Source organism: Bradyrhizobium sp. 62 (assembly GCF_023073035.1).
GTDB lineage: Bacteria > Pseudomonadota > Alphaproteobacteria > Rhizobiales > Xanthobacteraceae > Bradyrhizobium.
Genome location: NZ_JADPIT010000009.1, coordinates 76200 through 91131, shown reverse-complemented (window position 1 = coordinate 91131; position 14932 = coordinate 76200). Strand labels below are relative to the sequence as shown.

The following is a 14932-nucleotide window of genomic DNA, read 5'->3' as shown; positions in this document are numbered from 1 at the left end:
CGAATGGCTCGCGCGGCTCGATCCACGTGCCGCGGGCGCGCCAAAGGAGTTTCCGTTCATGTTGGCAGCCGGCGGCCGCCGCATGTTCAACGCCAACCAGATCTTCCGTGACCCCGCATGGCGTCGCGAGGATCCGGATGGCGCCATGCTGATCAATTCGAGCGATCTGAGAAATCTGGGCGCGGAGGATGGTGACTGGGTCGCGGTGGAATCCGTGATTGGCCGGCTCGTCGTCCGCTGCAAGCTCGATGACGCCTTGCGAAACGGCCAGCTGGCGCTGCCGCACGGCTATGGGCAGGCATACCCCGCGTCGGACGGAGAGCGACTGATCAATGGGCCACGTATCAATCTGCTCACAGAGAGCGGCAACCGCGATCCCATTGCCGGCACGCCCTACCACAAGAATGTTGCGGTTCGTTTGGCCTTGGTGTCCGCGCAGGAGGCAGCCGCCTATCAGTCGCAGTCCGAGCGAATTCATTTGAAAGCGGCCGGACAATAACGTGGAGAAAGTTCAAATGAGTGAGAAACCAGTCGCGATCGTGACCGGGGTCGGGCCGGGCACCGGAGCTGCCATCGTCAAGCGCTTCTCTGCCGGCGGGTTCCGTATCATAGCGCTGGCTCGCTCAGCCGAGCTCATCAATCGCCTGGCGCAAGAGCTTCCTGATGTCCACGCGGCGACCTGCGACGTTTCAGACGAAAATCAGGTGCGGACCGTCGTTGCGGATGTAAAGCGGCGTTTTGGCGCGGCTGAAGTTCTCGTCCACAACGCGGTCGGCGGAGGCTGGGGGAGCTTTCGGGAGATCGATCCGAAGATGCTGAAGGGCAATTTCGAGGTCAACGTGATGGGCTTGTTATACCTGGCGCGCGAAGTGGCTCCTGACATGATCGACCGAGGCAAGGGCGCAATCCTGGTGACCGGAAACACGTCTTCGATCCGGGGCAAGGCCAACTTCGCCGGCTTCGCGCCGACAAAGGCGGCGCAGCGCATTTTGGCCGAGTCGATCGCACGTGACGTGGGACCTCTGGGCGTGCACGTCGCCTATGTTCTCATCGACGCCGTGATTGATACGCCCAGAATGCGCGCGCGGATGAGCGACAAGCCAGATGAATTCTTTATCAAGCCTGCTGCCATCGCGGACGAACTCTATCATCTCTATGGGCAGAATCGATCGGCTTGGTCGTTCCTCACAGAGCTGCGGCCATTCGGCGAAAATTGGTGACGCCCGGCTAGCGGGAAGCAGGGTCACGGCGGTTTCCGTGTCATCTCTTCATGGAGAGCGCGACAACGCAGGACTGGAAAGGTCAAGATGATTGATATCAAAAGTTCCGTGCACGAGGTTGCGGTGATCGTGGGGGGCGGTCCGGGCATCAGCTCGAGTTGCGCCCGGCTGTTCGCGGAGAACGGCATGCGTGTCTGCGTCGCAGCCAGGAATCCCGAAAAGCCGGTCCTCGAAGCCTTGGAGAAGACGCATCGTGTGCTTCGATATGCCTGCGATGCAACTGATCCGGCGGCGGTGACACAGCTGTTCGGCAACGTCGTTCAGGACGTCGGCACGCCACGACTTGTCGTGCATAACATCGATGGCCGGGTTCCCGGCATTTTCCGCAAAAGCATCATCGAAGCCGACCCGGGCATGGCGTTCGAAACACTTCGCAACTCGGCGTTCAGCGCGTTTCTGGTCGGTCAACAGGCAGCCCGGCTCATGCTTGGGAACGAACCCGACGCCAACGGCGCCAGAGGAACAATCATCTTCACGAACGCCAGCGCGGCGCTCAAAGGCTTCCCATCAAGTGGCGCATTTGCAATGGCATGTCATGCCAAGTCCGGACTCGCGCAGAGCATGGCAAGAGAATTGATGCCGCAGGGCGTCCACATAGCGAATGTGCCGATCGACGCCGCGATCGGCTGGACCCAGGAAGACGGCACTCGCGCGCATCGGCTGGCGGGGACAACTGTCGACGACAATATGGCCGACCCCGACCATATCGCAAAAGCCTATTTGCAACTGCATCGTCAGCATCGGTCGACCTGGGCGTTCGAAGTCGTGCTGCGGCCTTGGGTCGAAAAATGGTAGGTGAGCAGCGTTGGAGCGCAGCCAAGTACATCGGCCGTGCAGCCGGGGCGCACGGGAGGCGGTGACTGACCTCGACGAGTTGATCCGCCGCCTCGATCGCGAGGAGTTCGATCTCGTCGCGGTGGGGCGGGCGCTGCTTCAGGATCCGCAGTGGCTGCTGAAGATACGCGACGGACGGACAGAAGAACTGATGGCTTTTGAACGGACTGCGTTTGCGGCGCTGAGCTGAGCAAAATTGACAGGTTAGTTCTGCACAACGTCGCGCAGTTGCCTAGGAGCATTCGGAGACCAGCAAATGACCGAGACGACGCAAGTCGGTCAGATCCGTACCGAGGTGCATGGGCATGTGTTCAAGATCGTCATCGACAACGTGGCGAAGAAGAATTCTTTCAGCCCGCAGATGATGGCGCAGATGTCGGATGCGATGACGCTTCTCGACCGCACCGACGACTATTGGGTCGGTGTGCTCTGCGCCGACGGCCCGGACTTCACGGCAGGCCTTGATATGCCGAAGTTCTTCGGACCCAAGGCCGAAAATACCGAGATCAAGCCCGGCAACATCGATGCGTTCGCGCTGAAAAGCCGGTGTCGTAAGCCGATCGTGACGGCCGTGCAGGGGATCTGTTTCACGATTGGCATCGAAATGATGTTGGCCGGCGACATCGTTGTGGCCGCCGACGACGCCCGGTTCTGCCAAATGGAATCCAAGCGCGGGATCGCGCCGCTCGGTGGCGCCCATTTCCGGTACGTGGCGCGGGCAGGATGGGGGGATGCGATGTATCATCTGTTCTTGTGCGACGAGTTCAGCGCGGCGCGGGCGTATAAAATCGGGTTTGCTCAGGAAGTCGTCGCTCCTGGTCAGCAGATTCCCCGCGCGATGGAAATTGCTGGTCTGATCGCCAAGAACGCTCCGATCGGCATTCAGGTAACCAAAGAGGCCGCGCTGAAGTACATTGAGGCCGGCGAAAGAGCGGCGATCGACTATATCCTGAAAATCAAGGACCGCGTTTTCAGCAGCGAAGACATGAAAGAAGGCATCCAGTCTTTCGTGGAGCGTCGCCCGGCGGTGTTCCGCGGAGAATAAATCCGGCTGGCTACCCCGATAGACGTCTGTTTGTGGGGCGGCGAGGTCGACAGCAGCGGCATCAAGAGAATATTGATCTTCTCGGCAAGCACGCCTTTGTCTGTGCGGACCGAGCGAGCGGCCGAGCGCCTTCCGATCTCTGACGGTATTTGAATTTACACCGCACCAGTGCGCGCACGGCAATCTTCGCCCCCACACAGTGCCGACAGTCGATTGACCCCGATAGGTACCGGAGCCACCAGCGTTGCGAGCGGCTCGAATTTTCTGTGAATTCAAGACCGAAAAATCGCAGTGGGTATATCGTCGGGATTTGTCCGTCACACGTGGAGAATTGTGCTTACAAATCAGCCGAAACGGCGTCCGATATAATTGAGGGGGCGTAGGGGCCGCGGCCTTGGCGACTGCTGGCGCGGGTTAATTTCGCGCAGGCTACGTGGCTCCGGCACGCGCGGCATCGGATGCGTGAATGCGCTCGGCAAATTTGGCGCCGACCGGTGTAAAGGCCGGTGGCAGCGGCCCGTCGGTGAATAGGTGGTTACAATCGGCGAGATGTCCGCCGCGCACCGTGGCGTTGCGGCCGAATTTTGTCGTGTCGGCGACCAGGACGGCGGTGCGCGAATTGGCAACGATGGATTGCCGCGCCAGGACTTCGTCGATGTGAAAGTCGAGCAGCGTGCCGTCCTGATCGACGCCTCCGACGCCGAATATCCCGTAATCGGCTCGATAGCCCGAGAAAAAGCGGGCCGCCGCTTCGCCCACGATGTCCCGGTCGAGCGAACGGAGCGTGCCGCCCGCGATCGTGATTTCCACGTCGGGATTTTGTGCGAACGCTGCGGCCACATTCAGATTGTTGGTGATCACGCGCAGATCCTGACGGCGGGATAGCGCCTGCGCGACATATTCAGGTGTTGTACCCAGCCCGATCATAAGCGACGCCCCGTCGGGAATGAAGCTCGCGGTCGCGTGTGCGATGCGCCGTTTGGCGTCGGCATTCAATCCCTGTCTGCTTCCATAAGCGAGATTCTGGCTTTGAACGGGCAGGCTGACGCCGCCGTGCATTCGCCGGAGCAGCCCTTGATCGCAGAGCGCATTCACGACGCGGCGAATGGTCTGCTGCGTGACGTCAAAGCGCGTTGCAAGCTGCTCGATCGAGGCGAAGCCTTCGTCGCGGACGATCTCCAGTATGTAGGCCTGACGTGACGAGACTGTCTTGAGCATGGGGCTGTCCGTTCGAAGCAAACTATCATTCGAACAGCGAAGGCGCAATTTTCTGTTTCATATGGCGCTCCAATATGTTCATATGAACAGAATGACTTGCCGCGCCGGTGAACGTTGCGTGGCCATCGGGAGGGACGGCATGGATCTGTCTGCTCATGGCGACCAGCTTTGGGCTGCTCCGTGCGAGCAGGATGCTGCGAGCATGCCGAGCTATGTCTGCGCGCGGCGCAGAGCCCTGCAGCTGAGAGCGAACGGGCCATGTCAGCGATTACGCTGAGTCATGTCTCCAAGTTCTGGGGCGCGATGCGCGCCGTCGATGACGTCAGTCTGACGGCGGACGAGGGTTCGCTGCTGGTGCTGCTGGGACCGTCCGGCTGCGGCAAGTCGACCACGCTGCGGCTGATCGCCGGCCTTGAGAATGCTGACGCCGGCACGATCGCCATCGGCGGCGTCGACGTGACCCATCTGACTCCGGCGCAACGGAAGATCTCCATGGTCTTCCAGTCGTACGCGCTGTTTCCGCATTTGAGTGTAGCCGAGAACATCGTCTTCGGCCTGCGTGTGCGGCGCGTGTCGCGCGCCGAACGAGACGAACGGCTCCGGCGTGTGGCCGAGATCGTTGGCCTTGCGCAGCTGCTTGAACGCAAGCCGTCGCAGCTGTCCGGCGGCCAGCGCCAGCGGGTTGCACTGGGGCGAGCCATCATTGCGGAAGCGCGGGTCTGCCTCATGGACGAGCCGCTTTCAAATCTGGATGCCAAGCTGCGGCATGAGATGCGGACGGAGATCCGCGCCCTGCAACAGCGGCTCGGAATGACGATGGTCTACGTGACCCACGATCAGACCGAAGCCATGACGATGGCGGATCGCGTCGTGCTGATGCGCGATGGTCGTATCGAGCAGAATGGCACACCGGAGGAGTTATATAACCGGCCCGCGACGGCGTTCACGGCGCGGTTCATCGGCACGCCGCCGATGAATCTTTTGCGCCATGGCGATCATCTCATCGGCATCCGGCCGGAGCATATCCGCATCGTGTCGGGCGGGGATCATTTTGCGCGCGTCAAGGCGATCGAGCATCTTGGGGCCGACAGCATCGTTCTGTGCGAGGTCGATGGTCAGCCGATCTCAGTGCGGCTCGAAGGTTTCAGCAAGGTTCGGCCAGGCGAGGATGTCCGGATCGCGTGGGAACCCGGGCTCGAGCATCGGTTCGATTCGAATTCGGAAGCTCGCTTGGAGACCATCGTCACAGAGGGCCAGCGGGCGATAACCGGTCGATAGCAGCGGCTGTTTCAAACGTGGTAACGGAGGAGATTGTCACATGTTTGCGCGACGAACGATGTTGATAGCAGCGGCACTCGCCGTGCTTTCGATGGCTGCCCGCCCGGCCGCCGCCGTGGATCTGACCATGTACTATCCGGTCGCGGTCGGCGGTCCCGTCACCAAGATCATCGACGACATGGTCTCGCGCTTCGAGAAGGACAATCCGGACATCAAGGTGACGGCGGTCTATGCCGGCAACTACACCGATACGATGACCAAGGCGATGACCGCCATGAAGGGCGGGCAGCCGCCGCAACTGTCGGTGTTGCTGTCGACCGACGTGTTCACGCTGATGGACGAAAACGCCATCGTGCCGTTTGACGATCTCGTCGGCGACAAGGCCTGGTTCAGGGAGTTCTATCCGGCGTTCATGGCGAACGGGCAGATCGACGGCAAGACCTGGAGCGTGCCGTTCCAGCGTTCGACCATTGTGCTGTACTGGAACAAGGACGCCTTCAAGGAGGCGGGCCTCGATCCCGAGAAGGCGCCGGCGTCATGGGACGAAATGGTCGAGATGTCGAAGAAGCTGGTCAAGAAGGATGGCGGCAACACGACACGCTGGGGCATCGAAATTCCCTCGACTGGTTATGCCTACTGGATGCTGCAGGCGCTGGCGATCGAGAACGGCCAGAAGATGATGAACGAGCCCGGCAACGAGGTCTATCTGACCGCTCCGAAGACGGTCGCCGCCCTCGAGTACTGGGTCGACCTGTCGCGCAAGCACAACGTCGCCCCCGCCGGCAGCATCGATTGGGCGACGCTGCGCAACGATTTCCTCGAAGGCAAGACGGCGATGATGTGGCACACCACCGGCAATCTGACGGCGGTCAAGGACGCCGCGAAATTCCAGTTCGGTGTGGCCATGCTGCCGGCCGGGGAGCGGCGCGGATCACCGACCGGCGGCGGCAATTTCTACATCTTCAAGAGTGCGTCTCCCGACCAGCAGAAGGCGGCCGTCAAGTTCATTCAATGGATGACGGCTCCGGAACGCGCGGCGGAATGGAGCATGAAGACCGGCTACGTGGCGGTGTCGCCGGCCGCCTACAAGACGCCGACGATGGAGGCCTACGCAAAAGGCTTCCCGCAGGCCACAGTTGCGCGCGATCAGCTGGAGCATGCGGTGCCGGAGCTCTCCGTCCATGAGAACGGCCGCATCTACAAGTTTGTTGGCGATGCCGTGCAGGCCGCGATCACGGGCGCGCAGAAGCCGCAGGAGGCGTTGGCTGCCGCGCAGCAGCAGTCCGACCGCGTCTTGCGCGCTTACAAATAGGGACGAGGCGGGATGGCGCGCCGCCGCCATCCCGCCGGCTCACAGATGTCCGACGAGGTCGCCTCATCGCCAATCGCCCCGCGCCGCGCCCGATCGCAGGCGTGGTGGAACACCGTGAACGCCTGGCTGCTGCTGTTGCCGGCGGCCGTCCTGCTGATCGCATTCACGCACTTTCCGATTCTGGCGACGATCCGGCATTCGCTATTCGTCACACGCCGGAACGGCACCGAGGCCTTCGTCGGGCTTGACAGTTATCGGTCCATGGCGGCCGATCCGATCTTCTGGAAGGCGCTGGTCAATAATTTCTGGTTCGCGCTCGGCACCATCCCTACCTCGATCGCCCTGGCTCTGGTAATGGCGATCTGGGTCAATCGCAACATGCGCGGCCGCGGCTTTCTGCGACTGGCCTACTTCACGCCGACCGTGCTGCCGATGATCGCCGTCGCCAACATCTGGCTGTTCTTCTACACGCCGGGCTATGGGCTGCTCGATCAGTTGCGCGGCCTTTTCGGTCTCGGCGGCTGGAACTGGCTGGGCGATCCCTCGACGGTGATGAGCTGTCTGGTCGTGATGGTGATCTGGAAGGAGGCCGGCTTCTTCATGATCTTCTACCTGGCGGCGTTGCAGCAGCTCTCGCCGGATCTCGAAGAGGCCGCGTCCATCGAAGGCGCGAGCCGGTGGTACACGTTTCGCCGGATCACGTTCCCGCTGCTGATGCCGACCACGCTGTTCGTGGCGATCAACGCAGTCATCAACTCCTTCAAGCTGGTGGACCATCTGGTCATCATGACCAAGGGCGGTCCGAACAACGCCAGCACGCTGCTGCTCTACTACATTTATGAGGTTGCCTTCACCTTCCAGGATTCCTCTTACGCGGCAACACTGACGGTTGTGCTTCTGATGCTGCTGAGCTCGGTTGCGCTGATCAAGTTCGGTTATCTCGATCGCAGGATCCACTATCAATGAAAGGCCGGACACGCCCCATTGAAGCCGTCGCAGCATGGCTCCTGGCTTTGATCTGGCTCGCCCCATTGGCCTATGCCTTCTGGAGCGCGCTGCATCCGGCCGCTTACGCCACGTCGTTCAGCCTGTCCGCGCCCTGGACGCTGGAGAATTTTGCCCGGGCCTGGAACCAGGCGCCGTTCGCCCGGTACTATCTCAACACGGTCGTACTGGTGACCCTGATCCTGGTCGGCCAGCTCATACTGTCGACGCTGGCCGCCTATGCGTTTGCGCGCTTCAAGTTCAGGGGCAGCGGCATCGCTTTCGCCCTCGTTCTGCTCCAGCTGATGATCATGCCCGACGTCCTGATCGTCGAGAACTACCGCGCGATCGCCAAACTGGGATTGCTCGATACGATCCCTGCGATCGCGCTGCCCTATCTCGCGAGCGCCTTCGGCATCTTCCTGCTGCGGCAGACTTTCAAGGGTGTGCCCCAGGAGTTGGTGGAAGCCGCCCGGGTCGAGGGAGCGGGTCCGCTCGGAATCCTGTGGCGGGTCTATGTCCCGCTGGCTCGCCCGACCTACGTCGCCTTTGGCCTCGTCTCCGTCAGCTATCACTGGAACAATTTCCTGTGGCCGTTGATCGTCACGAATTCGGTGGAAGCGCGGCCTCTCACGGTGGGGCTTGCCGTATTCGGCGCGCCTGAGACCGGTGTGGATTGGTCATTGATCACGGCGGCAACCGTGATGACGATGGCGCCGCTGCTGATCGCGTTTCTGCTGTTCCAGCGCCAGTTCGTCCAGTCGTTCATGCGTGCAGGCATCCGGTAATGAGACTTCTCACCTGGAACATACAGTGCGGCAAAGGATGCGACGGCGTGACCGATCTGGCGAGGATCGTTGCCGTCGCCCAGCAGACGCTCGACGCGGACGTGTTCTGCTTCCAGGAGGTGAGCGCGAACTTCTCCAGATTTGGTGATGGAGCGGATCAGAGCGAACAGCTGGCAGCCCTTTTGCCCGGCTACTCCGCAATATTCCGACCTGCTATCGAAACTGTCGATCGTGATGGCAACCTCCATTGCTTCGGCAACATGACGCTGTCGCGGTTGCCGGTGCTGCAGATCGCCAACCACCTGCTGCCATGGCCGGACGCAGCCACGGTGCGCAGCATGCGCCGTCACGCCCTGGAGGTGACGGTTCAGGCCTCGTTTGGCGCGCTCCGCATTGTCAACACGCATCTCGAATTCCATTCGGCCGGCCAGCGCGAGGCACAGATCGCCCGTCTGCTGGATTTGCAGGAGGAGGCGTCGATGAGCCCGAAGCAGGCCAGCTCCCGGCACGACGAGCCGTATGGAAGTCAGACCGTCGCTGCGTCGAGCCTGCTGTGTGGCGATTTCAATTTTGACGTTGCCGACCCCCAGCACGCATTGATTGCTCGATCCGGCCGGCCCGGTCTGGCCTATCGGGATGCATGGATCGCCGATGGCCGCGACCGAGCGCGTGCGCCGACTTGCGGAATCTACGACCGCGCGCAGTGGGCCGACGGGCCCGACTGCCGCGACTTCATTTTCGTGACGGAAGATTTGACCGGCTACGTTCGCAGCATCCAGGTCAACGAAGCGACCGATGCCTCCGATCACCAACCCATTGCAATCGAACTTTCGGAATAGAGGAATGTGCAGGCGATGCAGAAATTCCGGCGGCCACGCTGCTAATTGCGCGATCCCAGCGCCACAAACCTTGAGGGCGTTTGGCAACTACTCGGGATAGAGCTGAACGTCCTCCGGCCTTGGCTTCTTAAAAAGGATGAAGACCAAAGGATTGCCGGGCTCGGACATTGCGTCGCTGCGTTGGCCGGTTATCTCTCCGGCGACGGCGCTTGTATACTCCGCAATCACCTCGAAACTTGTCATTCCGACATAGATATTCGAGCTTCTCCAGGCTCGCGGTGGTGTCGCGACGTGATGCCGGACTCCTCAGACCCCTACCTCCAAGATGCCGGTGTTTGACGTCGTGGCGCCCAAGGCGATTGCGCCCGCCCTCGGGCTGGGTGAGCGCGGCCGGCAATGGACGCCAGCGAAATTTTCAGATCATTAACAATGTTGAATCACAGACCGGAGCGTTTGCCCTACCGTGAACCTTTCCGCTGGGGCTTTCCATGATCGATACGGCGACAAAGGCGTTGTTGCGCACCGTTCTCGACGAGGTGTGTGAAGGTGTTCCACGCTGTGAGATCGGCGCCCGGACCCACGTGGCCTCGAAGCTTCTGGAGACTGCAAGCAGGGGGGACATCTCTGCGGATCGCCTCAAACAAGCGGCCCGCAATGCTCTCTCAGAAGTCCCGACGATGTGACGATGGTCATGTGGGGGCGGGGGTGAATTTCCACGTGACGGTCCTCAAGATCCTGGTGAGCTACCCGGATGGGTTCGCTGCCCTGGAGGATCTCAAGCGGGATATGGCCATTCTGGCGACCAGCGGTCGCGACTGGACCGAGCGCACCCGGCGGCTCGCCGGGCGGGTGCCGGGGCTGGACATCTTTTCGCAAAGGCTGATCGACCGGACAAATGGCGGGTGGCGCATCACGGCCAAGGGCCGCGCCGTGCTTGATCTGATGGAAGCTCGTCCGGACCATGCGCCGATCGCCTGCGAACAACCTCCCTCAGAGCCGGAGTGCGTACCGGCGATCACGCGGCACTTTCCGGCGGAGAGGGGGCGAGGCCGGCTTGCAGCGCGCCGTCGCCGACGCAACGCTGGCCAGCAGGCTCGGGCGTCCTAGCAAGGAACGAGCGTCACTCCCAAAGCTTGAGCTAACGCCCGTGATGGAAGATGCTCATGCAAAGTTCCGACGCCACCTTGTCGACCGCCCGTCTGTCGCGCGTGACGGACGATATCTGGGTCGTGGACGACGCCCCGATCAGCGCCGCCGGTCTAAAACTTCCGGTGCGTATGACCGTCATTCGGCTCTCGAACGGCGATCTCGTGCTGCATTCGCCGGTAAGATATTCGCCGGCTCTCCGCGGTGAGCTGGAGCGGCTTGGGACGATAAGGTACTTGCTCGCGCCGAATATCGCGCACTGGATGTTCCTGTCCGACTGGCAGAGAGAGCTGCCGCCGGCGGCGACTTTCGCGGCGCGCGGCCTTGCGGCACGCAGGCAAGTTCGAGCGGCACGTATCCGCATCGACCGCGAGCTTGGAGAGGCGACGCCCGAGGAATGGAGGGCCGACCTCGAAGCCGTCTCGGTGAACGCTCCGATGTTCTCCGAGATCGAGCTGTTCGACAAGCGCAGCCGGACACTGATCCTGACGGATCTCGTGCAAAATCTCGATCCCAACGATCTCAGCGCGCCAAATGAGGCGGCGGCAAACCTCCTGGGCATTTCCAAGCCAAACGGAATGGCGCCGGTCTATCTACGGCTTCTGCTGCGCCTCGGCGGCCGTTCCGTGCGGTCCGCAGCCGAGCGGCTTATACGGCTGTCTCCGGAGCGGGTGATCTTCGCGCATGGCGACTGGTTTGAAGCGGAGGGAACTGAGCGCCTCCGGCGATCCCTGCACTGGATGCTTCCGGCGGCCCGCTCCGTATCTGAGCCGCGGCAAATGACCGGCACGTGCGTCGTCATCACCGGTGCCTCGAGCGGAATCGGGCGTGCTGCGGCGCTGGCCTTCGCGGGCAAGGGCGCAAGCGTGGTCTTGGCGGCACGCCGTGCCGAAGTCCTGACGAGCCTCGCCGCAGAATGCGAGGCGCTCGGAGGCCGCGCATTTGCGATCCCGACCGATGTCACCGACGCCGAGGCGGTGCAGCGGCTGGCCCGAGAGGCCGAAGACGCGTTCGGTGGCATCGACGTCTGGATCAACAACGCCGGCACCGGCGTTTTCGGGGCCTATCAGGACGCGGATATCGCGCTTCATCGCCGAACGATCGAGGTCAATCTCCTCGGCACGATGCATGGCGCTTTCGCGGTGCTTCCGATCTTCCTCCGCCAGAACCGCGGCATCCTGATCAACAACATCTCGCTCGGCGGCTGGGCGCCGACGCCTTTTGCTGCGGCCTATACCGCGAGCAAATTCGGCCTTCGGGGCTTCACCGCTAGCCTGCGTCAAGAGCTCAGTGCTCACCGCAACATCCATGTCTGCGGCGTCTTCCCGGCCATGGTCGACACGCCGGGCTTCGTCCACGGCGCCAACATGTCCGGCCGGACGCTTGATCCCGGTCCGCTGCTGTATCAGGCGGAGGACGTTGCCGAGACGTTCGTGAGCCTCGTCCGCGCGCCCCGAGACGAAGTCGCCGTCGGCTGGCCGGCTCGTGCCGGCCAATTTGCCTATGCGATGGCTCCGCAGATTACCGAGAACATCGTGGGAGCTGCCTTCCGCTACCTGCTGTCGCGCGCGCACCCCGCAAAGAGCAGCGAGGGCACCATGATTGAAGCTGGTCCGCAGGGCACGTCGATCGATGGCGGTTGGCTGTCACGCAAGCAGCTCCCACCTGCCGGCGTCATCAGTCAGGGGCTCGCGGCGCTGGGAATAGCTGCGGGCGTAGCTCTCCTGGCGTCAGCAGTTGCGCGTCGCGCCGGCAGATCGGGACAAGGCGTGGGCAAGTACAAGCAAGTCCTGCCGAGGCAGATCACGGCAGCGCGTAGGCTCGCACGTAATCGCCGAGTTTAGTTCCGAATGACCCGTGGCCGCCGTCGACCGTCACGACATATTGCTTGCCGCCAGCCTCATATGTCATCGGCGTCGACTGGCCGCCGGCAGGAAGGCGGTCCTGCCAAAGCTGTCTGCCATCGCGAACGTCAAACGCGCGGATGTAGTCATCCATCGTTCCCGTGATGAAGATGACGCCGCCCGCGGTGACGATCGGACCGCCCAGCATGGGAACGCCGAGCTTGAATGGCAGCGGCAGCGGGGCCTGATCGCGTATCGTGCCGATCCGATGCTGCCAGACCACCTTGTGTGTCCTAAGATCGATCGCTGCGATGTTGCCCCACGGCGGAGCAAGACAGGGAATGCCGAGCGGTGAGAGGAAAATGCCGAGATCAACGCCGTAGGGGGCGCCGTACATCGGCTGCACGCCCAGCTCGGTTCCTGGTGGATGCGCCGCATTCGGCGCGGCCGGATTGTCCTTTCCGCGCGGCACCAGGCGAGAGATGAAGGGAATCGATTGGGGATTCGCGATCGCGATCTGGCGCTGCGGATCGACGGCAATGCCGCCCCATTCGAACATGCCGAAGTCTCCGGGAAACACCAGCGTGCCTTGTTCAGACGGCGGAGTGAACGGCCCCTCATAGCGCAGGCGCTTGAACTTGATCCGGCAAGCGAGCTGGTCGAACATCGTGCTGCCCCACATCTGCGCGTCCGTAAGTTTGCCGGAGGGGCGGAAGCTCAATTCCGAAAATGGCTGGGTTGGCGACAGCCGGTCTCCATTCGCGGCGCCCTGAGGCACCGGCTTCTCCGGTGCGGGCACCAACTGACGCCCGTCGCGCCGGTCGAGCACGAAGATGTCGCCAGTCTTTGCCGGGATGTAGATCGCCGGCGTCACGCCGCCGTTGGAGCGCAAATCGACCAGACTGGGCTGCGACGGCATATCCATGTCCCAGAGATCGTGGTGCACATTCTGGAACGACCAACGCAGTTTTCCGGTCGAGACATCGAGCGCAATCAATGCCGAATCGTAGCGCTCGTTTTCGGGCGAACGGCCGCCGCCCCAGATATCCGGAGAACTCGAGCCGAGCGGCACGTAGATGAGTCCGAGCTTCTCGTCGACCGCCGAAATGCTCCACGAATTGGGTGAGCCGGCTGTAAAATGATGCGAGGCCGAAGGCATCTCGTTCGGATCGGAATTGCCGGCATCGAACGCCCAGAGCAACCGTCCCGAATAGATATCGAAGCCGCGGATCACGCCCGACGGGACGCGATCGGAATAGTTGTCGATCACCGCTCCGCCGACGATCAGAACCTTGTCCGTGACGACGGGCGGCGAGGTGCCCTCGTAGAAGCCGAGTGTCTGGATCTCGCTGCCTTGCTTGAGGTCGATCTGTCCCTGGTTGCCAAAACTCTGGCAAGGCACACCGCTCTGGGCATCGAGCGCGAACATCCGCCCGTCGTTGGTTGGTACGAAAATGCGTCCCGCACAATCGTTCGGGGCCGGCGCGCCGTCGGCAGTCACGGCGCCGGGCCTGGTCGCGTGATAGGACACGCCGCGGCAGGTCATGTGCTGGAACGCCTTGTTGTGCTGGACTTGCGGATCGAATTTCCAGCGCAGTTGTCCGGTCGCAGCTTCGAGCGCGAACACGATCTGGTGCGGCGAGCAGGTGTAGAGGAGATCCCCCACCTTGAGCGGCGTTGCCTGGTTGGTGATCTCGTCGGGGTCATCAGGGCCCTTGTGGTCACCGGTGCGGAATTCCCAAGCGAGCTTGAGGTCCTTGACGTTGTCCTTGGTGATCTGGCTCAGCGACGAGAAGCGCGTACCAAAGCCGCTGCCGCCGTAGGCCGTCCAGTTCTGGCCGGCAGCAGGTTGCTCCGGTTCGGGAGACGCAATGGCCCCCGTTGTTTCGCCCTCGGGTATCGTGCCGGCTAGATCGCGGCGATCGCTCGTCAGGGACATGCCGACGATGATGGCTGCGGCGACCAACACAAGGCCGAGCGCCCATCGCGCCGCGCGCAAGCGAGGCGCGAGGCGAGAGGCAATGAAGGGCAGCATCAGCCATAGGCCAAGCGGCACGAGCACGTCGCCGCGCGGTGCCAGCGACCAGAAATCGAGGCCGGCCTCCCAGATCGCCCAAGCCATCGTTCCGGCCAGCAGCGTGGCATAAATCCAGAGCGCCTCGGCGCGACGGCGCGCGAGCAGCCAGCTCGTGAGCAGAAGCATGATCCCCGCGATCAGGTAGTGGACGGAGCCACCGAGGGCTGCGAGCCAGGCACCGCCAGCCAGGAGGCCCAGTCCCATGATGGCGACAACCACGACGGTGATGGCCAGCAATGGCGCGTCACGGAACCAATTCGTTGGACGATGTGTCGAAGTCATGATGG

The 14932-nt window shown here is 62.3% G+C and carries 15 protein-coding genes and 1 pseudogene; 13 read left to right on the top strand and 3 right to left on the bottom strand.

From position 1 onward, the window contains the following. From IVB47_RS03985 to IVB47_RS03965, 5 genes are all read left to right on the top strand, one after another. A partial coding sequence (locus IVB47_RS03985) for a molybdopterin dinucleotide binding domain-containing protein (RefSeq protein WP_276576859.1) occupies positions 1-499 on the top strand: 499 nt, incomplete at its 5' end. A 1-nt stretch (position 500) separates the two neighbouring features. Continuing rightward, complete coding sequence (locus IVB47_RS03980) at positions 501-1220, top strand: SDR family NAD(P)-dependent oxidoreductase (RefSeq protein ID WP_247289192.1); 720 nt, start codon at positions 501-503, stop codon at positions 1218-1220. A gap of 87 nt (positions 1221-1307) precedes the next feature. Next, positions 1308-2075 carry an SDR family oxidoreductase gene (locus tag IVB47_RS03975; protein ID WP_035963434.1) on the top strand — a complete coding sequence of 256 codons (768 nt, stop codon included), beginning with the start codon at positions 1308-1310 and terminating at the stop codon, positions 2073-2075. Positions 2076-2136: 61 nt separating this feature from the next. Continuing rightward, on the top strand, positions 2137-2304 hold the full coding sequence (locus IVB47_RS03970; protein ID WP_197031219.1) for a hypothetical protein: 168 nt from the start codon (positions 2137-2139) through the stop codon (positions 2302-2304). A gap of 66 nt (positions 2305-2370) precedes the next feature. Further along, entirely contained in the window at positions 2371-3159 is a 789-nt protein-coding gene (locus tag IVB47_RS03965) for a crotonase/enoyl-CoA hydratase family protein (RefSeq protein WP_247459989.1), read from the top strand. A 429-nt stretch (positions 3160-3588) separates the two neighbouring features. Here IVB47_RS03965 and IVB47_RS03960 read toward each other — a convergent pair whose 3' ends face one another. Beyond that, positions 3589-4377 (bottom strand): DeoR/GlpR family DNA-binding transcription regulator, encoded by a 789-nt coding sequence (locus IVB47_RS03960; protein WP_247459987.1) that lies wholly within the window; start codon positions 4375-4377, stop codon positions 3589-3591. Positions 4378-4635: 258 nt separating this feature from the next. Here IVB47_RS03960 and IVB47_RS03955 point away from each other — a divergent pair, with 258 nt between their 5' ends. The 5 genes from IVB47_RS03955 to IVB47_RS03935 are packed head-to-tail and all read left to right on the top strand — an operon-like array spanning position 4636 to position 9578. Continuing rightward, positions 4636-5655, top strand: a complete 1020-nt coding sequence (locus IVB47_RS03955) for an ABC transporter ATP-binding protein (RefSeq protein ID WP_247460028.1) — start codon at positions 4636-4638, stop codon at positions 5653-5655. A gap of 58 nt (positions 5656-5713) precedes the next feature. Then, positions 5714-6967, top strand: a complete 1254-nt coding sequence (locus IVB47_RS03950; protein WP_247438151.1) for an ABC transporter substrate-binding protein — start codon at positions 5714-5716, stop codon at positions 6965-6967. 45 nt (positions 6968-7012) lie between these two features. Next, entirely contained in the window at positions 7013-7933 is a 921-nt protein-coding gene (locus IVB47_RS03945) for a sugar ABC transporter permease (RefSeq protein ID WP_247359201.1), read from the top strand. Beyond that, the gene (locus IVB47_RS03940; RefSeq protein WP_247459985.1) at positions 7930-8739 is read left to right on the top strand and encodes a carbohydrate ABC transporter permease; all 810 of its coding nucleotides are present in this window, start codon (positions 7930-7932) and stop codon (positions 8737-8739) included. Before IVB47_RS03945 ends, IVB47_RS03940 begins: the two co-directional genes overlap by 4 nt. After that, on the top strand, positions 8739-9578 hold the full coding sequence (locus IVB47_RS03935) for an endonuclease/exonuclease/phosphatase family protein (RefSeq protein WP_249806490.1): 840 nt from the start codon (positions 8739-8741) through the stop codon (positions 9576-9578). The genes IVB47_RS03940 and IVB47_RS03935 overlap by 1 nt, the downstream gene beginning before the upstream one ends. Positions 9579-9665: 87 nt before the next feature. Here IVB47_RS03935 and IVB47_RS03930 read toward each other — a convergent pair. After that, positions 9666-9815, bottom strand: a pseudogene (locus IVB47_RS03930) (peptidase M14); the annotation flags it as partial. Positions 9816-10066: 251 nt separating this feature from the next. Between IVB47_RS03930 and IVB47_RS03925 the strand changes: the two are divergent. From IVB47_RS03925 to IVB47_RS03915, 3 genes are read left to right on the top strand one after another with little or no spacing between them, the layout of a single operon-like run. Further along, complete coding sequence (locus IVB47_RS03925; RefSeq protein WP_027570892.1) at positions 10067-10261, top strand: hypothetical protein; 195 nt, start codon at positions 10067-10069, stop codon at positions 10259-10261. Next, positions 10233-10685 (top strand): hypothetical protein, encoded by a 453-nt coding sequence (locus tag IVB47_RS03920; protein ID WP_051462984.1) that lies wholly within the window; start codon positions 10233-10235, stop codon positions 10683-10685. Before IVB47_RS03925 ends, IVB47_RS03920 begins: the two co-directional genes overlap by 29 nt. A 56-nt stretch (positions 10686-10741) precedes the next feature. Next, a complete protein-coding gene (locus tag IVB47_RS03915; protein WP_247436141.1) occupies positions 10742-12568 on the top strand; it encodes an SDR family oxidoreductase in 1827 nt (608 codons plus the stop codon). Here IVB47_RS03915 and IVB47_RS03910 read toward each other — a convergent pair. Next, on the bottom strand, positions 12528-14927 hold the full coding sequence (locus tag IVB47_RS03910) for a glucose/quinate/shikimate family membrane-bound PQQ-dependent dehydrogenase (protein WP_247459981.1): 2400 nt from the start codon (positions 14925-14927) through the stop codon (positions 12528-12530). The genes IVB47_RS03915 and IVB47_RS03910 overlap by 41 nt on opposite strands. Positions 14928-14932: the final 5 nt, after the last annotated feature.